The sequence below is a fragment of the Duganella hordei genome (genome assembly GCF_040369125.1).
Lineage (GTDB): Bacteria > Pseudomonadota > Gammaproteobacteria > Burkholderiales > Burkholderiaceae_D > Rugamonas > Rugamonas hordei.
In genome coordinates, this window is the sequence record NZ_BPWI01000002.1 from 548114 (window position 1) to 569102 (window position 20989).

15 protein-coding genes are annotated in these 20989 nt (G+C 63.2%); 11 read left to right on the top strand and 4 right to left on the bottom strand.

Annotation, left to right across the window (positions count from 1 at the left end; genetic code table 11):
* Window positions 1-582: 582 nt before the first annotated feature.
* Complete coding sequence (locus ABWW33_RS06640; RefSeq protein ID WP_353400219.1) at window positions 583-3618, top strand: TonB-dependent receptor; 3036 nt, start codon at window positions 583-585, stop codon at window positions 3616-3618.
* Between the two features lie 104 nt (window positions 3619-3722).
* Window positions 3723-5993 carry a DUF3141 domain-containing protein gene (locus ABWW33_RS06645; protein ID WP_353400222.1) on the top strand — a complete coding sequence of 757 codons (2271 nt, stop codon included), beginning with the start codon at window positions 3723-3725 and terminating at the stop codon, window positions 5991-5993.
* Between the two features lie 8 nt (window positions 5994-6001).
* On the opposite strand, the gene ABWW33_RS06650 is transcribed toward ABWW33_RS06645, so the two are convergent.
* The gene (locus ABWW33_RS06650; RefSeq protein ID WP_176655573.1) at window positions 6002-6460 is read right to left on the bottom strand and encodes a GNAT family N-acetyltransferase; all 459 of its coding nucleotides are present in this window, start codon (window positions 6458-6460) and stop codon (window positions 6002-6004) included.
* A gap of 53 nt (window positions 6461-6513) precedes the next feature.
* Between ABWW33_RS06650 and ABWW33_RS06655 the strand changes: the two genes are divergently transcribed.
* The 7 genes from ABWW33_RS06655 to ABWW33_RS06685 all read left to right on the top strand — a co-directional run bounded on the left by ABWW33_RS06655 (window position 6514) and on the right by ABWW33_RS06685 (window position 12028).
* Window positions 6514-7089 (top strand): helix-turn-helix domain-containing protein, encoded by a 576-nt coding sequence (locus ABWW33_RS06655; protein WP_353400225.1) that lies wholly within the window; start codon window positions 6514-6516, stop codon window positions 7087-7089.
* A 35-nt stretch (window positions 7090-7124) separates the two neighbouring features.
* Window positions 7125-7538, top strand: coding sequence for a CBS domain-containing protein (locus ABWW33_RS06660; RefSeq protein ID WP_353400228.1), 414 nt, complete (start codon window positions 7125-7127; stop codon window positions 7536-7538).
* Between the two features lie 41 nt (window positions 7539-7579).
* Window positions 7580-8605, top strand: a complete 1026-nt coding sequence (dusA, locus tag ABWW33_RS06665; RefSeq protein ID WP_353400231.1) for a tRNA dihydrouridine(20/20a) synthase DusA — start codon at window positions 7580-7582, stop codon at window positions 8603-8605.
* Window positions 8606-8938: 333 nt separating this feature from the next.
* Entirely contained in the window at window positions 8939-10681 is a 1743-nt protein-coding gene (locus ABWW33_RS06670; RefSeq protein ID WP_353400234.1) for a methyl-accepting chemotaxis protein, read from the top strand.
* Between the two features lie 100 nt (window positions 10682-10781).
* Window positions 10782-11120 carry an energy transducer TonB gene (locus ABWW33_RS06675; protein ID WP_176655577.1) on the top strand — a complete coding sequence of 113 codons (339 nt, stop codon included), beginning with the start codon at window positions 10782-10784 and terminating at the stop codon, window positions 11118-11120.
* Window positions 11121-11164: 44 nt separating this feature from the next.
* The gene (locus tag ABWW33_RS06680; RefSeq protein ID WP_176655578.1) at window positions 11165-11512 is read left to right on the top strand and encodes an energy transducer TonB; all 348 of its coding nucleotides are present in this window, start codon (window positions 11165-11167) and stop codon (window positions 11510-11512) included.
* Window positions 11513-11665: 153 nt separating this feature from the next.
* Window positions 11666-12028, top strand: coding sequence for a hypothetical protein (locus ABWW33_RS06685; protein WP_176655579.1), 363 nt, complete (start codon window positions 11666-11668; stop codon window positions 12026-12028).
* 41 nt (window positions 12029-12069) lie between these two features.
* Here ABWW33_RS06685 and ABWW33_RS06690 read toward each other — a convergent pair whose 3' ends face one another.
* From ABWW33_RS06690 to ABWW33_RS06700, 3 genes are read right to left on the bottom strand one after another with little or no spacing between them, the layout of a single operon-like run.
* Window positions 12070-13632: a hypothetical protein gene (locus ABWW33_RS06690; protein WP_353400238.1), complete on the bottom strand. Its 1563-nt coding sequence runs from the start codon at window positions 13630-13632 to the stop codon at window positions 12070-12072.
* 21 nt (window positions 13633-13653) lie between these two features.
* Window positions 13654-14325 carry an ABC transporter permease subunit gene (locus ABWW33_RS06695; protein ID WP_353400241.1) on the bottom strand — a complete coding sequence of 224 codons (672 nt, stop codon included), beginning with the start codon at window positions 14323-14325 and terminating at the stop codon, window positions 13654-13656.
* Window positions 14322-15938, bottom strand: coding sequence for a transporter substrate-binding domain-containing protein (locus tag ABWW33_RS06700; RefSeq protein WP_353400244.1), 1617 nt, complete (start codon window positions 15936-15938; stop codon window positions 14322-14324). Before ABWW33_RS06700 ends, ABWW33_RS06695 begins: the two co-directional genes overlap by 4 nt.
* A 174-nt stretch (window positions 15939-16112) precedes the next feature.
* On the opposite strand from ABWW33_RS06700, the gene ABWW33_RS06705 reads away from it, so the two are divergent.
* Together ABWW33_RS06705 and ABWW33_RS06710 are read left to right on the top strand one after the other, a co-directional pair.
* Window positions 16113-16763 carry a hypothetical protein gene (locus ABWW33_RS06705; RefSeq protein ID WP_353400247.1) on the top strand — a complete coding sequence of 217 codons (651 nt, stop codon included), beginning with the start codon at window positions 16113-16115 and terminating at the stop codon, window positions 16761-16763.
* Window positions 16764-20753, top strand: coding sequence for a hypothetical protein (locus ABWW33_RS06710; RefSeq protein WP_353400250.1), 3990 nt, complete (start codon window positions 16764-16766; stop codon window positions 20751-20753). It begins immediately after the preceding gene.
* The last annotated feature ends 236 nt before the right edge of the window (window positions 20754-20989 follow it).

Genomic DNA, 20989 nt, shown 5'->3' on the forward strand with positions numbered 1-20989 from the left:
GAGCCTAAAAACCGCCCTTACAGGCGTGAAAGCCGTCCAGCGCAAGCTGGGCGGCTTTTTGTCATTTTGCGGCCCGTGGCGGCGCTCTGCTGCGTTTTGCCCAAATCGCACCATCATGGGCCACCATATAAAATTTGGTGACCGGTCCCGATAGTTAAAACCGCGTCTGCCAACCACCTATTTTTGGTAGAGAAATTGCACCAAATCAGTGATATTTATGCGCGAAATAGGGGTAATCACGCACCAATATGATGCGCCATTGCGTTAGAGGAAAGATAAATGTTGTTTTATTGATGAAAATTCCGCACTTGCAATTGACACCATTTTGGCCCGCGTGGTTTTATCGATGCTTGAGTTCGTTTTACTCACCGTAAAGCAAGCTTAAAGGGAATCGCCCATAAAGCGATTCGTAGTTGGAAAAAAGTTGGGGCTATTAAAAAACACAGCTGGTGGCGACAAGATGTGCTCACTCACAGACTTGACGTCAAACAAGCTTCTTCAATCGGGAAATTGGGAAATCACATGTTAAGAAAAACCGTTATTGCTCACGCGTTAACAGTCGCGTTTGGCACTGCTATCATCATGACCGGCGTTATCCAGCCTGCCATGGCGCAGTCGAATGCGACCGGTACCATCTTCGGCGTCGTCTCGCCAGGACCGGATGTGAAAGTTCACATCGAAAATCCAGCCACCGGCGTCCGCCGCACGCTGGTACCAGACGCATCGGGCCGCTTCCAGGCGACCTCGCTGCCGACCGGTAGCTACAAGCTGACCCTGGTCAAGGGCGACGCCGTCATCGGCACCGCCGAGGCCGATGCAACCCTGGGCAAGAGCACCGAAGTGGTGTTCCCTGCGCAGCAGATCCAGACCGTTCAAGTGTCCGGCCAGCGCCGCACCATCGACGTGTCGACCAGCCCAAGCGGCGCCACGTTCACCGCCAAGCAACTGGAATCCCTGCCGATCGCCCGCAACATCGAAGGCATCATCCAGCTGGCCCCGAACACCACCCGCGTCGACAGCCGTTTCGCTGGCGGTGCCTCCTTCGCCGGCGGTGCCGCGTCGGAAAACTCGTACTACATCAACGGTTTCCCAGTGGTCAACCCACTGACCGGCCTGGGCGCGTCCCAGCTGCCATTCGGCGCGATCGCCGAAGCGCAAGTGCTGACCGGTTCCTACGGCGCCGAATTCGGCCGTTCGACCGGCGGTGTGGTCAACGTCATTTCGAAGTCCGGTACCAACACCTGGGAAGCCGGCGTGATGACCAGCTTCCAGCCGCAAAACCTGCGCGCGACCTACAGGAACTTCAACTACGGCCACACCGGCGTGCCAGGCAGCAAGACTGATGACACGCTGCGCCAGAGCCGCGACAAGAACACCTATGAAGAGCAGATCACCAGCGTCTACCTCGGCGGCCCGCTGATCAAGGACAAGCTGTTCATTTTCGCCGCCGCCGAAGAAGGCGACCGTGATGAATCCTTCGTCAACCTGACCCGTGTCGCGACTTCTCTGGGCCAGAACGCATGGCGCGATCGTCAGACTCGCACCTCCCGTTACCTGTTGAAATTGGATTACAACATCACCGACAATCATCGTCTGGAATTCACCGCGTTCGGCGACACGCCGAAAGAGCAGGTGCAGGATTCTGGCATGATCGGCACCGGCGCCAACGGCGCGGTCACCGCGGCCGACTACGCCATCGCCGGCCGCAAGAACAACATCACCTCGCGCGCCACCCGCACCGACGTCGACAGCAACGGCGGCAAGACCGCCATGCTGAAGTACACCGGTAACCTGACCCAGGACCTGACGCTGACCGGCCTGTGGGGCCAGACCGTGTCGCGCCACCTGAACGAGTTCCCGAACTACGATCCGACAGCGGTGCTGTTCTCCACGACCGCGCTGGTGGCCAACCAAGCCCCTGGCATAGCCTATCCTAACCCGCAGCCGCAGAGCGGCAACGTGCTGGCGAACGGCTCGAAGGACGACGTCAAGAATTACCGCGTCGACCTCGAATGGCAGCTCGGCAAGCATACGCTGCGCGGCGGCCTTGACCACACCAAGGTTGCTTCCCTCAATGCAGGGGAATTCAAGGCTGGTGGCGGTACTTGGGAATACCTGAAGACGGACAAACCGGGCGCGGCATTCGACGTGACCGGCGGCTCCGTACCGGCGCTGACACCTTACGGCGGCCTGGCCGCGCAGGGCTACTACGTGCGCAAGGGCCTGTTCTCGGACGTGACCGACTCCTTCGCCAAGCAGTCCGCGCAATACTTGGAAGACAAGTTCCAGATCTCGCAGAACGTGCTGATCACCGGTGGCCTGCGTCGCGAAGGCTTCCAGAACATCAACGACTCCGGCGTCACCTTCCTCGATATGAAGGCCGCCTACTCGCCACGCCTGGGCGTCGCTTGGGACGCCAACGGCGATGCATCGCTGAAGATCTTCGGTAGCGCCGGTCGCTTCTCGGTGCCGATCCCGACCCACATCGCCGTGCGCGGCGCAGGCCGTTCGACCAACACCGACCAGTACTACACCTACACGGGCGTAAACGCCGACGGCTCACCGATCCTCGGGCAGCAGCTGACCGTCCCGCTGTCGGGTAACAACGAGTTCGGCCAGGACAAGGACACCAAGACCCTTGCCGCGCTGGACATGAAGCCGTCGTACCAGGACGAACTGGTGGTTGGCTTCGAGAAGGCATGGTCGCCAACGCTGAACTTCGGCGCGAAGGCCACCTACAAGAAGCTGAAATCGACCATTGACGATTTCTGCGATGTGCGTCCGTTCGAAAAATGGGCCGACGCCCACAACATCACCTCCTACAAAACCAATCCACTGTGGGGCAACACTTGCCAGACCATGAATCCAGGTCGCGACAACAGCTTCTACATCGACTTTGCCGGTGGCGGCAAGAACGACGTACTGGTGCATTTGACCAAACAGGAGATCGGCTTCGCTGAAGATCCAACCCGTACCTATGCGGCGCTGGACCTGTTCGCTGAACACCCGCTGCGCGACGGCTGGTACGGCAAGGTCAACTACACCCTGTCGAAGAACAAGGGTAACACCGAAGGCCAGGTGCGTTCGGACAACGGCCAGACCGACGTGTCGGCCACCTCGGTCTGGGATTATCCGGAGTTGATGGTGGGCGCCAACGGCCTGCTGCCTAACGACCGCAAGCACCAGTTGAAAGCCTACGGCTTCTACATCCTGAACAAGGAGTTCTCGTTCGGCGGCAACTTCCTGGCAGCTTCCGGCCGTCCACGCAGCTGCATCGGTAGCGCTCCAGCTCCTGGCGATTCGCCGAACTACTCGAACCAGACCTTCTACTGCTTCGGTTCCGACCGCAGCAAGAACGTCCTGGTGCCGCGCGGTACCCTGGGCCGTCTGCCATGGGATACCCGCCTGGACGTGAACGCCACCTACTCGCCGCAGACGGTGAAGGGCCTGGCGTTCAAGATCGACGTGTTCAACGTGTTCAACCGTCAAACCATCCAGAACGTGACCGAAGCCTACAACAGCGGTACCGCTGTGTCGGCCAACTACGAGGCGCCTCTGTCGGCTACGGCTCCACGTTCGGCCAAGTTCACTGTCCAGTACGATCACAAGTTCAACTGATGATCTGACGGCAGTCTGAAAACCCCCACCAGCCCCCGGGCCAGGTGGGGGTTTTTTTTCGTCTCGGGATTCGGTTGCCTTTTCATTTCCACTGGGGTACTTTGATGCATGGCAGCATAGCCAGCATCAAGGAGACTCCGGTGAGCGACGACAAGCAGGGCTGGCCGCAATGGCCCGCCAATCCCTTCCTTCTGGCGCAGCAGGCGACCGACTACTGGATCGACGCCTGCCAGCGCAGCGTGCTGTTCATGGACGTGCTGCGCCAGCGCGGCGACGAGCGCAACCACCGCGCCGAGCAGACCGCGCCGCACGTGCTGAGCTTTGAGTTCGAGGTCGTGCTCGACGGCCGCGACCTGGCCCGCCCGGTCAACTACGGCCTGCTGCATATCGTGCCGCCGGACGGCATCACCCCCGATCCCGCCAAGCGCCCCTTCATCGTGTTCGATCCGCGCGCCGGCCACGGCCCCGGCATCGGCGGCATGAAGCAGGACAGCGAAATCGGCGTCGTGCTGAAGGCCGGCCATCCCTGTTATTTCGTCGGCTTCCTGCCGCAGCCGGTGCCGGGCCAGACCATCGAGGACGTGTGCCGCGCCGAGGCGCAATTCATCGCCAGGGTGGCCGAACTGCATCCTCAGGCCGATGGCAAGCCCGCGCTGATCGGCAATTGCCAGGCCGGCTGGCAGATCATGATGACCAGCGCGCTCAATCCTGACCTGGTCGGCCCGCTGGTGCTGGCCGGCGCTCCGCTGTCGTACTGGGCCGGCGTGCGCGGCAAGAATCCCTTGCGCTACCTGGGCGGCGTGCTTGGCGGTACATGGATGACTTCGCTTGCAGGCGACCTCGGCAACGGCATTTTCGACGGCGCGCAACTGGTCGCCAACTTCGAGAAAATGAATCCGTCGAACACGCTGTGGAGCAAGAACTACAACGCGTATTCGAAGATCGACACCGAGGCGCCGCGCTTCCTGGAGTTCGAGAAATGGTGGGGCAATCCGGTGCTGCTGAACGCGGGCGAAATGCAGTACATCGCCGACTCGCTGTTCGTCGGCAACCGCCTGAGCGACGCCGCGCTGCTCGACAGCGCCGGCCACCGCATCGACCTGCGCAACATCAAGTCGCCGATCGTGGTGTTCTGCTCGTGGGGCGACGACATCACGCCGCCGCAGCAGGCGCTGGGCTGGGTGCTGGACCTGTACGAGGACGACGCCGCGCTGGTGGCGGGCGGCCAGACCATCATCTACTCGATGCACGAGGACATAGGCCACCTGGGCATCTTCGTCTCGGCCTCGGTGGCCAACAAGGAGCACGAGGAATTCACCGCGGCGATGGACATGATAGACATCATGCCGCCCGGCCTGTACGAGGCGGTGTTCCTCGACAAGGATGAGGAAATGCTGCAGGCCGAAATCGCCGCCGGCGACCTGGCGGCCGGCGACTATGTGATGCGTTTCGAACGGCGCGGCCTCGATGCGCTGCGGGCGCTGGGCGGCAACGATGTCGAGGACGAGCGCCGCTTCGCCACCGTCGCCCGCGTGTCGGAAATCAACCAGGGGCTGTACCGCACCTTCGCCAGCCCGCTGGTGAAGACCATGGTCAGCGAGAGCAGCGCGGAGCGGCAGCGCGAGCTGCATCCGCTGCGCCTGCGCTACACGGCCTTCTCCAGCAAGAATCCGCTGCTGAACGGCATTCCGGCGATGGCGGCCAAGGTGCGCGCCGAGCGCCGCCCGGTGGCGGCCGACAATATCTTCCTGCAGATGCAGGAAGCGATGTCCGGCCGGATCGTCGCCGCGCTGGACCGCTACCGCGACCTGCGCGACCACGCCACCGAACAGTTGTTCCTGAACGTCTACGGCTCGCCGGTGCTGCAGGCGCTGGTGGGCCTGCGCACCGACGGCGGCAGGCCGCGCCGCATTGGCCGCGACATCGCGCGCGAGGCGGCGCTGGTGGCGCACCGCGCCGCGCTGGCGCTGAAGACGGGAGAGGGCGGGGTGGCCGAAGCCATCATCCGCGGCTTGTTGTATATCTACCGCAGCCCGGAGATGAGCGCCGCCGACGAGCGCGCCTTCGCCACCATACGCCAGTTGCGTCTGCGCACCTCGGACGACAAGGAAATGAGCCTCACCCACTTCAAGGAAATCGTGCGCGACCAGTATCTGATGCTGCAGGTGGACGAGGCGGCCGCGATGCGCGACCTGCCGCTGCTGCTGCCGGCCGAGCCGGAAGCGCGCGCGGCGGCGCTGGGCATCGTGCGCCAGGTGGCCGGCGCCACCGGCACGCTGACCGGCGACGGCGCCGCGCGGCTGGAACGCGTGGCCGGAATGTTCGGCCCGAAGGCGCCCAAGCTGGCGGTGGTGCGCAAGAAGAAAAAGGCGTAGTCCACTGATTACAGGCGCGGCAGCGGTTTTTCCATGAACACGCTGAGCGGATCGTCCGGATAACCGCCGTAGGGCGCGCAGCGCTGGAAGCCGTGGCGCTGGTACAGGCCGATCGCCTCCGGCTGCGCCGGGCCGGTTTCCAGCACCAGCAGCGGACAGCCCTGGTCCAGCGCCGCCTGTTCCAGCAGGGACAGCACGCCCAGCGCCAGTCCCTTGCCGCGCTGGGCCGGCTGCACGTACATGCGCTTGATCTCGCCGTACTCCGGCGTCAATACGATGGCGCCGCAACCGACGATGGCGCCTTCGGTGTCGCGCGCGACGGCGAACTTGACGTGCGGCTGCATCAGCGAGTCCAGGTCCAGCGCGTACACGGATTCGGGTGGATACAAGGTCAGCTGGTAGGCGTCGAGATCGGCGATCAGGGCGATGACCTCGGGCTGGTTGGGTGATTCAAAGGCGATTTGCATGGTGGCGGTGGGCGACAGTTTATTGGATGATAAAATCCAGTATAATGGATTTCATGGATATCAACGAACTTATTGCCAGCCGTTTGCTGGCCTTGCGCGAAGCGCGGCAGTTGTCGCTGACGGCCTTGTCCGAGCGCAGCGGCGTCAGCCGGTCGAATATCTCGCTGATCGAGCGCGGCGAGAGCAGCGCCACCGCCACCGTGCTGGACAAGCTGGCCGGCGCCTTGGGCGTGACGTTGGCTTCGCTGTTCGAGGCGGGAGAGGTGGCGCCGAGCGCGCCATCGCCGCTGCGGCGCGCGGTCGAGCAGGCGGTGTGGACCGATCCGGCCTCCGGCTACGTGCGGCGCCAGCTGTCGCCGCCGGCCCGCTCGCCGATGCAGCTGGTCGAAGTGATCTTCCCGCCCGGCCAGCGCGTGGCCTACGAGCAGGTGCTGCGCGAGTCCGACGTCTACCAGCAGGTGTGGCTGCTGGAGGGCGTGATGGACATCAGCGCCGGCGACGGGCAATGGCGGCTGGAGCAGGGCGACTGCCTGGCCATCCGCGAGGACCAGCACATCAGCTACGCCAATCCCGGCAAGAAGCCGGCCCGCTACCTGGTCGGACTGGTGACGCTGCCGTTTGTGTTGTAGCCTATGGACTTCAATCGGCATCTGCGGAGGAGGGCATGGAACTCAAGGAAATCATGAGCAAGAACGTGGTGACGGTGGAGTTGGACGACCGTCTCAGCCTGGTCAAGGAAATCTTCGATCACGGCAAGTTCCACCACGTGCTGGTGATGGAGCAAGGCGAGCTGCTGGGCGTGGTCTCGGACCGCGATCTGTACAAGGCGCTCAGCCCCAACCTCGGCAGCTCGGTGGAAACCTACAAGGACGTGGCCACGTTGAACAAGAAAGTCCACCAGATCATGTCACGCCGCCCCGTCGTGCTGCGCGCGGACGCCAGTGTGGACGACGCCATCGACGTGTTTAATGCGCACAATATTTCGTGCATTCCCATCCTCAGCGCTGCCGACCGGCTGGTCGGCATCCTTAGCTGGCGCGACATCCTGCGGGCGCTGCGGACGCCGCCCGCCGCCTGAGCTATAATGTCGACCCCCGACCGATACCGAGTGTTGCCGCCATGACCATCATCAACCTGCCGACCACCGCCAAGGCCCCCGCAGTGCCGGGCCGCCGCCTGTCCGTCGCGCCGATGATGGACTGGACCGACCGCCACTGCCGCGTGTTCCACCGCGAGATCAGCCGTCACACCTGGCTGTACACGGAAATGGTCACCACCGGCGCGCTGGTCTACGGCGACGTCGAGCGCCACCTGCGCTTCAGCGATGAAGAGCATCCGGTGGCGCTGCAGCTGGGCGGCAGCGATCCGGCCGACCTCGCCACCAGCGCCAAACTGGGCGAGAAGTGGGGCTACGACGAGATCAACCTGAACTGCGGCTGCCCGTCCGAGCGCGTGCAGAAGGGCGCGTTCGGCGCCTGCCTGATGGCCGAGCCGCAGCTGGTGGCCGACTGCGTCAAGGCCATGCGCGACGCCGTCAGCATCGACGTCACCGTCAAGCACCGCATCGGCATCGACCAGACCGAGAGCTACGACTTCGTGCGCGACTTCGTCGGCACCGTCAACCAGGCCGGCTGCACCACCTTTATCGTGCACGCGCGCAACGCCATCCTGAAGGGCCTGTCGCCCAAGGAAAACCGCGAAGTGCCGCCGCTGAAGTACGAATTCGCCTATCAATTGAAGCGCGATTTTCCTGACTGCGAAATCATTATCAACGGCGGCATCAAGACCGAAGCCGAAATCGACGAGCATCTGAAGCACCTGGACGGCGTCATGCTGGGCCGCGAGGCGTATCACAATCCGTTCATGATGGCCGGCTTCGACCAGCGTTACTATGGCGCCGCCACCACGCCCAAGACCCGCGAACAGGTCCTGGAAGCAATGATTCCCTACATTCAGGCCCAGTTGGCCCAGCACGGTGGAAACGGCTTGAAGCTCAATTCCATCACCCGCCACATGCTGGGCCTGATGCAAGGCCTGCCGGGTGCCCGCGCTTTCCGCCAGGTCCTGTCCGACTCCAAAAAACTCGCCGCCGGCGACGCCCGCCTGCTGCTCGAAGCCGCCTCGCACCTGCGCATTGCCGCATGATCTAGCCTATTTGGCAAACAATCGTCGGGTGTGTTGGTATTTCCACGCAGAAAGTTCGCTTGCGTATTTTTAAGGCAGGTTTTGCTTGCTTTGAAGCAAAATTTGCATCTATAATTCCCTAATATACACACATATCCACGCTGTTCCTTCTGTGTATTTGCGGTTCAAAAGCGACACATCAGCATTCCCCGAACCGCTAGTTTTGCATTCGCAGTCATTGTTTGCTACTGTCACATATATTACCTAGCAGCAAGGGCCGAGTGGATAGTGCCGTGCAAAAGACGAAGCCATCCAGGGCACTCTTATCAACTGTGTCACTTACGAAGAGACGAAATGAATTTAGCAAAAATGAAAGTCGGAACGCGCCTGGGTCTCGGATTCGCGCTGGTTCTCTTATTTCTGGTGGCGGTGACGACCGTCGGCATCTTCCGCATGGCACAAATCCAGGATCGCCTGGACCACGTCATCAGCGTGAACAACGTCGTCTCGCGCCTGGTGGTCGATATGCGCGCGAACGTGGGCGACCGCATCACGTCGCTGCGTATCCTGACCCTGATGACCGATGCCGGCGACATGGAGCCGGAGATGAATCGCATCAAGGAACTGGCCGGCAAGTACGCCGATGCACAAAACAAACTGAGCACGCAGTTCTCGGTCGAAGCCACGCCTGAAGAAAAGGCGCTGCTGGCGACCATCAAGGAGCAGGAAGCGATCGCCATGCCGGCCATCGCCAAGGCGTCCGAACTGTGGCTGGCCAACAAGGCCGAAGAAGCAACCAAGGTACTGATCAAGGAAATCCGTCCAGCCCAGAAAAAATGGATGGCCGCGCTCGACCAGCTGGCCACGCTGGAAGACAAGCTGAATGCACAAGTACAAGTGGATGCCGCCAGCGGCTTCTCCAGCGCGCGCAGCTTCATGATCGTGCTGGGCCTGCTGGCTGTCGGTATCTCGGTAGCCGCCGCCGTGGTGATCACCCGCGGCCTGCTGAAACAACTGGGCGGCGAGCCTGACTACACCGCGTCGATCGCCGGCAGCATCGCCAACGGCGACCTGTCGATCGCCATCGATACCGCCGGCAACGACAAGGACAGCCTGCTGGCCGAAATGAAAGAAATGCGCAACAGCCTGGTCGATATCGTGGGCCAGGTCCGCTCCGGCACCGAAACCATCGGCACCGCCTCGCGTGAAATCGCCGCCGGCAACATCGACCTGTCGTCGCGTACCGAAATGCAGGCCAGCTCGCTGGAAAAAACCGCGTCGGCGATGGAAGAACTGACCTCGACCGTTAAACAGAATGCGGACAATGCCCGCGAAGCCAACCAGCTGGCGTCGGCCGCGTCGGACGTGGCGATCAAGGGCGGCAAAGTGGTGTCGGAAGTGGTCGACACCATGAGCTCGATCGACGCATCGGCCAAGAAGATTGTCGACATCATCGGCGTGATCGATGGCATCGCCTTCCAGACCAACATCCTGGCGCTGAACGCCGCGGTGGAAGCGGCACGTGCCGGCGAACAAGGCCGCGGCTTCGCCGTGGTGGCGTCGGAAGTGCGCAACCTGGCCCAGCGTTCGGCCGGTGCGGCAAAAGAAATCAAGATGCTGATCGATGACTCGGTCGAAAAAGTCGGCGCCGGCACCAAGCTGGTCGGCCAGGCCGGCGTGACGATGGACGAGGTGGTTGCCTCGGTCCGCCGCGTGACCGACATCATGAGCGAAATCGCCAACGCCAGCCAGGAGCAGAGCGCTGGTATCGAACAGGTCAATGTCTCCATCATCGAGATGGACAGCATGACCCAGCAAAACGCCGCGCTGGTGGAAGAAGCCGCCGCCGCCGCACAAAGCTTGCAAGACCAGGCCGCCGAACTGTCGCGCGTGGTCAGCATCTTCAAACTGGTGGAAGGCGAGGAGCGCGTTACGGCTCCTGTGTACCAGCCTGCCGCCACCAAGGCAGTGGTCAAACCGATCACCGCCCGCGCTCCTGTGAAAAAACTGGCCGCCGCGCCAGCCGCAGCAGCCAAACCGAAGAAAGTCGCCTCGGCAGCCAGCACCGCCGGCAGCGATGAGTGGGAAGAGTTCTAAAACTTTGCCGCAGTCTGCCGTCGCGCTTTTGCGCGGCACGTAGGTCCGCTGTGGGATTCGACTAACCAGTTTTTAATAATAATTATTTGGAAATTGCATAATGAATAAGTTTTCTACCAGTGTATTCGCCGCCGTCATCCTGTCCGCTGCTTCGACCGCTTTCGCCGGCGAAGTGCCAGCATCGCTGGACTCCAAGAATTGCAAGGCTGAATACCCTAAGGCATCGCTGATCAACGAAGAGCAGGGCGACGTCACCATGTCCTTCCTGGTGGCTGCGGACGGCAACGTGGTTGAGTCGAAAGTCGACAAGTCGAGCGGCTACAAAAACCTCGACAAGGCCGCCATCAAGGCCCTGAGCGCCTGCAAGTTCAAGCCGGGCACCAAGGACGGCGCCGTGGCCCAGACCTGGACCAAAGTCGATTACAGCTGGAAACTGTAATAAATCAGCAAAGTGCCGGATACTAAAACACTTGGGGAAATCAGATGTCTACAAATAAGCGTTGGTTAAGTGTGATTGCAGCAGTGCTCGTTTCGAGCGCACCAGTGGCGTTTGCTGCTGAAGTTCCGGCCAGTTTCGATGCAAAAAACTGCAAGGCCGAATACCCGAAAGCGTCGCTGATGAACGAAGAGCAGGGGACGGTATCGATGTCCTTCCTGATCAAGCCGGACGGCTCGGTGGCCGATTCCAAGGTTGAAAAGAGCAGCGGTTTCAAGAACCTGGACAAGGCCGCGATCAAGGCCATTAGCGCCTGCAAGTTCAAGCCGGGCACCAAGGACGGCGCCCCGGCCGAAACCTGGACCAAGGTCGATTACGCCTGGAAGCTGGACTAAGCAGCGGGAGTAAGCCCGGCGTTGCAGACAAAAAAGGAACCGCGCGCGGTTCCTTTTTTTTCGTCTGTTACATCGGGTGTAACAAGCTGTAATGGGACTCCAGCATTGCCGCACTTCCTTATATAGTAACATCTGGAACAAGGAGAATTCGCCATGAAAACCATCATCGCCGTAGTGGCCGCCCTGGCGGCAATGACAGGCTGCGCAGTGCAGCAGCCGTATTACACCAGCGCCCGCGTGCAGGATCCGTATCAGTGGCATACCGTGTCGACCGTGCCTGCGGGCAGCAGCGTGCAGTCGGGCACGTGGACGGAAGAGTTGCCGGCGCAAAGCGCGTCGCGCGTGGTGTATACCACCGAGCCGGTCTATACGACCACCTACGTCGCCCAGCCGGTTTATTACGCGCCGGCACCGGCCTATTATTACCCGCCGGTATCGATCGGCCTGGACTTTTCGTTCGGCCACTGGTGCTGCGGCGGACGCGGCTGGGGTGGGCGCGGCTACCACCGCCGCTGACCGGTTGCTAAAGCTCGCCGCGCCTGCGGCGAGCTTTGCCGTCAGCCCACGTATTTGTGCGTCGCCACCCTGGCGTGCGCCGGCGCAAGGCCGCGCTTTTTCTTGATGTACAAGGCCATTCCTTCCTTCAGCTTGTCCATGCTGCTTTTCTCGACAAACATCCCCTTGTTCTGCCGCACCGGATCGAGCACGTAGCGCGATTCCGAAATGAAGCGCGCGCACTCCGTCAGCAGCGGATCGAGATGCTGGCGCTTGTTCTGTTCCCATTGCGCCATCCAGCCATCCTCGATGATGTTGTCGCACAGGATGTTGAGCACGCTGCTGGTGCTGTTGTTGGCCAGGTAGTAGCAGCCCAGCAGCGGCGACACCCGGAAGATGTTCGACGACAGCGCTTCCATCGCCGACGCGCTCAGGATCTGGTTGACCTTCTTCATCTCCTTGTAGCGCGCGCCCATGATCATGATCTTCTGGCAGGTGGTGGCGATCGCGCTGGCGGCCGCCACGGCCGGGCCGGTCACGCCGCCGAGGTCGGCGAACAGGCCGGCCGTGGACACCGCCAGCTGGGTGGTCTGGATCGCCGCCAGCGCCGCATGCTCGTTGCGGCTGGTGCGCAGCAGCGCGGCCACGGCGTCGCAGGCGTCGCGGGCGTCGCCCGGCAGCAGGAAGCCGCGCTGCACCGTGGTCTTCTGCGCCTTGTGCCAGTCCATCGCCGCTGTGCCCCAGTTGCTGGCCGCCTTGGCGCCGGCCTTGACCTGCTGCACCAGCGGCAGCGCCGAGCTGATGAAGTCGGCCATGAACTCGACACCCAGTTCGGCGAGGATGACTTCGATGTCCAGGCTGTCGAACAGCTCGAACAGCAGCCGCAGCACCTTGTCGAAGCCCGGCACCTTGAGCATGGTCGGGAAGTCGAAACCGGGGATGTGAATCTTGCTGAAGTCGATCTCGCCCAGGTTGATGTTGGGCAGGTCCAGGTTGGGCAGGTTGACGTTGGGCAGGCTGATGTCCGGTATCGCCAGGTGCGGCAGGCTGACGTTCAGGTCGATCTTGAAAAAGTCCGGGAACAGGTCGCGGATGCGCGGGAACGCCACATCGAAATCAATGCTCAGTATCTTGCTCAGGTCGAACAGCAGCGAGGGGATATTTATTTCCGGGAATTTCAGCGCGATCTTGAACACCAGCGCGCGCAGCGAGATATCGGGCAGCAAGTCCTTGAACTTGATCAGGCCCTTCAGGTTCAGCCTTACCGTGGGCAGGTTGAAGCCTGGAATGGAGCCCAGGTGGATGTCCGGGATCAGGTTGATGTCGAAATTCGGCAAGCCTACGCCCGGGATGCGGAAGTCGATCAGGCCGGGCAGGTCCAGTCCCTTGAACAGGTCGATGTTCAGCTGCGGTATGCTGAAATGCGGCACCGCGACGCCGGGAATGGCGCCCAGTTTTTTCTTGCAGTCCTTGGCGTCCTTGGCCAGCGTCTTGGCGTCTTCGACCCGGCTCTTGGCGCGCAGCTGGGTGCCGCCGAACATCGCCTGCAGGGACTCGCGGCGCTCACGCTTGATGTGCATGAAAGCGGCTTGCAGTTCAATCTCTTCTTTGAAGGTGAGTGGCATGGCGTCGGTTTCCGGGCGAGGTCAGTTGCGCAGTGCGGCGTGGGCGTGCGAGAGCCGGGTGTGCACCCCGGCCATGAAGCGTGACGTCTTGAATTTGCCGATCAGCGCCGTGAACACCAGCGATGTGATGACAAAGTAAAAGCTGCAGTAAATGTACACCGGCACCATGACGCTGGTGCCGGTGGCGGCGATCACCGTGTTGCAACGGCTCACCAGCTCGCTCACGCCGACCAGCGACGAGGCGCTCGAGGCGACAAACGAAATCAGGAACACATTGATCCAGGTCGGGATGAACAGCAGGGCCGCGCCGATGTCGCCGCGCGACCAGGCGCGGTAGGCCACCACCAGGCTCTCCGACGTGAACGACAGCGGCGCCGCCGACAAGCCGATCACCGCCTTCACCCACTGCGGAATATGGATCGTCATCTCGGTGCCCGGCAGCGCGAATTCGCTGGGCAGCACGAACACCGCGTAAAAGATCAGCGCCAGCGTCGGCACGCCGCGGAAGAAGGTCGAGACCTGCTCGGCCGCAGTGCCGACGGGGCCGGTTTTCTTCACCCGCAGCCAAGCCAGGCCGGCGCCCATCAGCGTGCCCAGCGCCACCGCGCACACGGCGATGAACACATTCCACATGAAGCCCTGCAGCAGGAAGGGCGTCCACGTCAGCAGGAAACTCAGGGTTTCGTTGTTCATGGTTGCCCCACGGTCGGCAGCAAGGCCTTTTCCAGGTAATTGAAGATCCTGGTCCACAGGCTGGTGATCAGGTAGAAGGTAATCAGCAGCACCGTCATGGTCAGGAAGATGTTGCCTTTTTCAGCGATCAGCAGGCTGCTGGCGCTCAGCAGTTCCGGGATCGCGATGGCCGAGGCGATCATGGTCTGCTTGGTCAGGTTGATCAGCGCCTGCTTGACCGGCCAGTTGGCGTATTGCGCCGTGCGTCCCAGGTTGCGCAGGTGCAGCACGAAGCCCGCTTCATAGGTGCGGACGTGGCTGGCCGCCTCAAGGAAGGCGCGCATCACCAGGCCGGCCGTGTAGTAGCCGGAACAGAACGCCGCCACGGCGAACGCCGGCAGCTTGATGCCGAACTCGCGCATGGTCCAGCCGCCGAGGCCGAAGAAGATCAGGTACATCATCAGCAGCGGCGGCGTCAGCCTGCCGTAGGCCATGATGGCGTGGATGGCGCGCGCGGTCCAGCCGTCGCGGCCGTCCACCGCGACCGAGACGGCGATGCCCAGCGCCATGCTGATGGCGATGCTGCAGGTGATCAGCAACATGGTGTAGCAGATGCCGGTGAAGAATTGCGCGCGGTCGTACGGGTCGTAGACGAAGTTCAGGTCCACGCCCAGCTGTTCCTTGATCCACAGGCCGACCGCCTGCACGCCGCTGACCTCGGTGCTTGACACGTACTCGGCGGCGCGGCAGGCGGCGATCCAGTTGCCGGTATTGTTGCGCACGCACAGGTACTGCCCGTGCTCGTCGCGCGCCGACCAGAGTTCCTTCTGCGCCTTCAGCCAGGAGGTCGAGGCGATGCCCCATCGGTTGTTGGCCTCCAGCAGCCAGCCGGTGCGGTGCAGGTCGGCCAGGATATTGCCCAGTGCCAGATCCAGCTCGCTGCCTTGCTCGCCGCGCGCGATGAAGATCGCCATCGGCGTGATCAGCGCGTTCGGCAGCGGCATCTTGTAGCCGGCCCATTCGGGCAGCTGGGCGGTGTTGGCCAGCGCCGCCGTCGCGTACAGGAAGCCGGAGCACTGGCCGTCGCGCAACGCCAGTTGGGCGTCGCGCACGGTCTTGTAGGTTTGCAGCTCGAGCAGGTAGCGCTCGCTCATCGGCTTGTTGAAATAGCTGCCCTGCAGCGCGCAGATGGTCTCGTGGCGGATCTGATTCCACGCCGGCACGGCCTCGCCCGGGCGGAACAGCACGTTGACGCTGGTCTCGTTGTAACCCGGCTCGATGGCGGTGGCGATCTTGCGCCGCGCGGCCGTGTCGCCGACGGTGGAGATCAGGATGTCGACGTCGCCCAGCTCCAGCTTCTGGAAGCGGTTCTCGGTGGTGATGCTGACTTTCTTGAGGGTGACGCCGAGGCGGTCGGCGATCAGCTCAGCGATGTCGCTTTCGAAGCCGACCACCTCGCGCTTGGCGTTGAGCGAATTGTAGGGGCTGAAGTCGGTCTTGACGCCGACCCGGATGACCTTGTTCTTGCGGATGGTGTCCAGTGTCGGGCTGCTGCCGGCGTCGGCCTGCGCAGCCAGCGACAGAAACAGCAAGCCAGCCAGACCCAGTATTTTAAATAAAGCGCGATTCCACATTGTCGTTTTTCTCTGGGTCCCAGTTCGAATTCCATGCTACCCGAGGCGACCTCATCATGCAACGACGGCGGCTCGGGATGTGGCTTCTGGGCAGCTTCTGTGGGTTTGCGTTATCAAGCTGCTCATGTTATTGTCGTTCGACCCTGCACAGCTTAAACATCTGCCAAGACTTTCATGCTGCATCCACTGGCCAGCTTATGGCGCCATTCCAGCCGCGTCACCTTCTACGAATCTGGCGGCCAGATCGGACAGGCATTGCTGCAGGGGCAGGGCGGCCAGCACACGCTGGGTTCGCGGCGGCGCTTCTCGTCCGCCGCCGACGCCTACACCTACCTGCGCTACTGGCTGGGCGAACCGGCCGCGCGCGCCGAACTCCGCTGGATACTGCAACGCTCCGGCCCCTCGCTGGCGACCGCCAATTCCGGCCCGGACGGCTGGCTGCACGCGCTGGCCGGACGCCTGATGAGCGGCGCGGTGGTGGTCATGGAGGAATTGAGCCGCCAGGCCCAGCCGGGCCGGCTGGTGGCGCCGCCCAGTGCGGGCGCGGCCGCATCGGCCGCCGCGCTGTCGGCCCTGCCGGCACTGAGCGCGGTACCGGCAATCCCCGTGGTGCCGGACTTGCTGCCGGTGCTGGAGGACATCCGCATCGAAGGCGCCGAGGTGCTGCCTGAGCTGAACCAGGCGCTGGCCCAGGTCAACGCCACCATCGGCACCATCGGCTCGGCCTCGCTGTCGCTGGAGCCGGCGCCGTCCAAGGTGGCGGCGATCAAGACCTCGCTGAGCGACGCCACTTCGCGCAGCACGGCCACGCTGGGATCCCTGTAAATGAAAGTCATCGACCACTCTATCGAAGTGCTGCCGCAGTGCCCGGTCAACATCGCCAACGCGGTGCAAAAGGCGGCCGACACCATCGTCGAGCAGGGCAAGACCTTCGCCACCGAGGTCACGGCCACCGCCACTTCGCTGAACCAGGACATGCAAAAGGTCGCCGACCAGATGAAGGCGATACCGGACCTGCTGAATCCGCAGCCCATCATCGATTGCTGCACCGGCGTGCTGGAGCAGGCCGCCAGCGACTTGCGCCAGCTGGCCAACGACGCCGCCGCCATTCCGCAGCGCATGCTGGCGCAGACGGCCGGCGTGCAAAAGGTCATCGACTCGGCCAACGAGGCGGTCGAGGCGATGAGTACCCTGCTGCCGGAATTGTCCGGACTGGTGCCGGACTTCGGCGCGCAGATGACCTTCTTCAACAGCCTGCCGGGGCGCGGCCAGGCGCTGGCCGACCTGGCCAAGCGCACCGGCGCCATGGTCGAGCAGTACGGCCGCGATCTGCTGCCGCTATCGCAGCAGTTGGAGCAGCTGGGCAAGCTGCAGGGCGGACCGGGTGCCGGCAACGCTGCTGTGCAGGCCGTGCTGGCGCGCGCCGAGCAGCTGCAGAACGACAGCCTGGCGCAGGTCAAGGCGCTGCGCGATACGCTGGACGGCAACGTCGGCGACCTCGAAACGGCGATGCAGCAAGCCACCGCGCAAGCCACGAAAACGATAGGCGGCGTATCCGACCTGCTGAACGAGAAAGGCAATGCGCTGCTGGCGCCGTTGCAGGCGACCATCGATCAGGTGGACAGCGCCAGCGCCGCGCTGGGCGACGAGGCGCGCAACTGCGATGCGTTGTTCGATGAAGCCTCGGCACAGCTGGGAAGGCTGGGCGACATCCTCATCAAGCCGTTGGCCGCCGCCCGCACGCAGGTCGATATCGTCATCGACCAGTTGGCCGCCGCCGCCAACACAGTGGACACCATGATCCAGCGCGCGATGGAGCCGGTCGATGCGCTGGAGTTGCGCGTGGATGCCATTCAGCAGGCCTTGCAGGAAGTGCTGGACGTCATCCGCGACGAAGTGGGCAAGGTGCTGCAGCTGATGAAGGAGCTGGACGAGGAGGCCGAAAACGCCAAGACCATCCTGCGCCAACTACCGGACAACTTCATCCCTGTGCGCACCATGATCGCCGAGGCGATCGCCATGCTGACGCAGGTGAAGGACAATATCCCGCCGTTCGTGGCCGAGGCCAACGGCGCGCTCGACGCGGCCTCCAGCGAGCTCGATCAGGCCGATGCGCTGTGCACCAGCGCGATCGAAATCTGCACGCGCTACATGATGAAGGCGCCGGCGTTGATGATGGCGCGCACGCTGTTCATGGGCATCAAGGCCATGATCCCGGGCGTGAAGACGGCCATCACCACCGCGCGCACGGCGGTGAAGACGGCGGGCGACCAGGCCACCGGCCTGATGGACCAGGCGATCACGCTGGTGGATTCGTTGAATCCCCTGCTGGACCAGGCCATCGCGCAAGTGCAGGTGGCGATTGATGCGCTGATCGGTTTGCTGGAACAGATGCAGGCGGCGCTGCAGCAGGTGGCCACCGCCGCCGAACAGATTCCGCCGCTGATGCAGGAGCAGTTCGACAAGGCAGCGGCCGCGGTGCATCAGGTGCTGGACCAGGTGCGCACGGCCGCCGAGCAGTGCCTGGCCAAGCTGCAATGCGAACCGCTGGTGCGGCGCCTGCAGCAGGAGTTGAACGATCTGCTGGACCGCACCTTCAAGCCGCTGGAGGCGCAGATACAGGCCGCAGGCGCGCCGCTGCAGAACGTGCTGGCGCAGGGCAAGGTGGAAGTCGGCAAGGCGGCGGCGATGGCGCAGGACGGCCTGGGCAAGCTGAGTGCCGCGTTGGCGGGCGTGAAGCAGCAGGCCATGCAGCCTATGCAGAAGCTGACCGACACGCTGACGACGGCGCAAGGCAAGGTGGAATCGGTGAGCGGTTCGGCGCAGCAGCAGGTAAGGCAGGCGGCGGATCAGGCCTTGTCGTATGTGGACCAGGCGTCGCAGGCCATCGCCAGCTTGAAGATCCGCGAAGTGGGCGAGCAGATAGCGCCGTTCGCGCAGTTCTACGACGATGTGGCGGGGACGTTTACCCAGTTGCAGTCGCAGGTGCAAAGCGCCGGCAGCGTGGTCGATGCGGTGAATGACTGGCAATCCGAGGCGAAGCAGGCGGCCAATGACTTGCTCGACCGTGCCCGCGCGGCGGCGGACGAGGCGTCGCAGGGCGTGAGCGAGGTGCAGACGGCTGCGGACAACACGGCCTCCGGCGCGCAGGAGGCCAGCGATTCGATCTCGGAGAGCGGCTCGGTGTCGGAGCAGGTGCAGGCTTCGTTCGATGGCATGAAGCAGGATGCCGACAGCGTCGCGGCGGATGCGGATGGGGCGATGGAGGAGATGTCGTCGTCGCTGGCTGATTCTCAGAAGGAGTCGGAGACGACGATGGAGCCGTATGTGCCGGATACGGAGGCGCTGCTGGCCGATGTGAAGGCCGAGGCGGACAAGGCGGAGCAGGCGGCGCAAGCGGCCAAGGAATCGGAGCAGTCGTTGGCGGCGCAGATCGTCGCCAGCGAAAAGGACGTGGGCGCGGCGGCGGACGATGCCACGGCGCAGACCACTGCGATGAAGGACCAGGCGCAGGCGGGCATCAATCAAACGCTGGCGCAGGTTGAGTCGGTGCAGGCGCAGGTGAACGCGGCGCGCGCCGAGGCGATCAAGGCGGAGGCGATCGTCGATGCGGAGGTGGTCAAGAACGGCGGCACGTCCGCGAATGCCGATGCCGCCGACAAGGCCGCCACCGAGGCCGCTGCTGCTGCCGCGAGTGCAGCCGGTCCCGCTGGCGCTGCCGGTACAGCCGATGCTGCCGGTACCGCAGCAGGAACCGCCGGTGCCGCTGGCGCCGCAGCAGGAACCGCCGACGGCGCTGCAGCACCTGCCGATTCGGCGGCAGCTTCTGACTCCGGCGCGGCAGACGGCGCCTCCGCCGCCGGCAATGCGGGCGGTGCGACAGCTGACGCTGACGCCAAGTCCGCATCGTCCGCCACCACCGACGCGCCGGCCGCCGATGCCAAAGCCGACAGCGATGCGAAAGCGGATGCCGATACTAAACCTGATGGCCCGGCCGTTTCTGAGCCTGCGCCGATTGGCGCTGAGGCGGCAACACCCTCTGCGGATGCGCCCTCCACCGATGCCGATGCCGGCATGGCGGTGCCCGACGCGACTGCCGCCGACGGCGCCGCTCCAGCATCTGCAGGTGCCGCGCATGCGCAGCGCACAAAATCCGGCGGCGCGATGCCGAAAGCGGGCGAGGGCGTCCCTGCCGGCAAAACGCCTGCAGCGGATGCAACGCTGGAATCGCCCGCTGGTGCCGTGCCGGATAGCCTCGCGTCGGCCGGCAAAGCGGGCATGCCTATCCCTGATGGCATCAAGCCGCCCGCCGGCGTCGACGCCGCGACGAAGGCTGCGGCAGATGCAGCTCAAGCCGCGCCAGCAGCAACCAAAGCCGCTGCCGCAGCCGCCGATCAGGCGGCAGCAAAAGCCGCATTTGGCGGCACGCCTCCGAATGTCGATGCAGCCGGCAAGGCCACCACCGCGGCAGCACCTGACGGTACGACGGCGACTGGCTCCAGCGCGGCGGGAGTTGGCGACACGCCTACCGCTGGCGCTTCTGGCGGCGTCTCTCCTGCTGCCGATGCCAAGCCCACATCGTCTGGTGCAGCCGACGCACCGCAATCCACGGCAGCCACTGCAAAAGCCGCAACGGATGCCGCCGCAAGCAAAGCCGCCGCCGACCAGGCCACGGCCGCCAAGACCTTGGCCGACAAACTGGCCGCCGCCAAAGACGCTGCGGCCAAGCTTCCATCTCACGACCCACTCGCATCGCTCAGCGACTTGAAAGATGCTATCCCTCCAGCCCCGCCGGGCATTCCGCCGTCCACTTGAAATGTCACGCAAATGTCACATTGAGCAATCGCAAGTCCGTGGCGAAAATATGACGCGGGGAAAAGTAAAAAAGCTTGTTCCTAGAAGAATTTACATTTATTATCAATTGAGTATTGGAAAGTATTGTACCTATCAATTACGTTGCGGCGCAGCGAAGTGGTGGCGGCGAGAGAGCACTCCAGGACTCCATTCCACCTGTTTTTTTAGTAGTCGATCGTCAGCCGCTCGTCACCAGA

Coding starts and splice junctions, on each gene's coding strand:
- ABWW33_RS06640 (WP_353400219.1), top strand. CDS start 583: ATGACCGGCGTTATCCAGCCTGCCATGGCGCAGTCGAATGCGACCGGT.
- ABWW33_RS06645 (WP_353400222.1), top strand. CDS start 3,723: ATGCATGGCAGCATAGCCAGCATCAAGGAGACTCCGGTGAGCGACGAC.
- ABWW33_RS06650 (WP_176655573.1), bottom strand. CDS start 6,460: ATGCAAATCGCCTTTGAATCACCCAACCAGCCCGAGGTCATCGCCCTG.
- ABWW33_RS06655 (WP_353400225.1), top strand. CDS start 6,514: ATGGATATCAACGAACTTATTGCCAGCCGTTTGCTGGCCTTGCGCGAA.
- ABWW33_RS06660 (WP_353400228.1), top strand. CDS start 7,125: ATGGAACTCAAGGAAATCATGAGCAAGAACGTGGTGACGGTGGAGTTG.
- dusA (WP_353400231.1), top strand. CDS start 7,580: ATGACCATCATCAACCTGCCGACCACCGCCAAGGCCCCCGCAGTGCCG.
- ABWW33_RS06670 (WP_353400234.1), top strand. CDS start 8,939: ATGAATTTAGCAAAAATGAAAGTCGGAACGCGCCTGGGTCTCGGATTC.
- ABWW33_RS06675 (WP_176655577.1), top strand. CDS start 10,782: ATGAATAAGTTTTCTACCAGTGTATTCGCCGCCGTCATCCTGTCCGCT.
- ABWW33_RS06680 (WP_176655578.1), top strand. CDS start 11,165: ATGTCTACAAATAAGCGTTGGTTAAGTGTGATTGCAGCAGTGCTCGTT.
- ABWW33_RS06685 (WP_176655579.1), top strand. CDS start 11,666: ATGAAAACCATCATCGCCGTAGTGGCCGCCCTGGCGGCAATGACAGGC.
- ABWW33_RS06690 (WP_353400238.1), bottom strand. CDS start 13,632: ATGCCACTCACCTTCAAAGAAGAGATTGAACTGCAAGCCGCTTTCATG.
- ABWW33_RS06695 (WP_353400241.1), bottom strand. CDS start 14,325: ATGAACAACGAAACCCTGAGTTTCCTGCTGACGTGGACGCCCTTCCTG.
- ABWW33_RS06700 (WP_353400244.1), bottom strand. CDS start 15,938: ATGTGGAATCGCGCTTTATTTAAAATACTGGGTCTGGCTGGCTTGCTG.
- ABWW33_RS06705 (WP_353400247.1), top strand. CDS start 16,113: ATGCTGCATCCACTGGCCAGCTTATGGCGCCATTCCAGCCGCGTCACC.
- ABWW33_RS06710 (WP_353400250.1), top strand. CDS start 16,764: ATGAAAGTCATCGACCACTCTATCGAAGTGCTGCCGCAGTGCCCGGTC.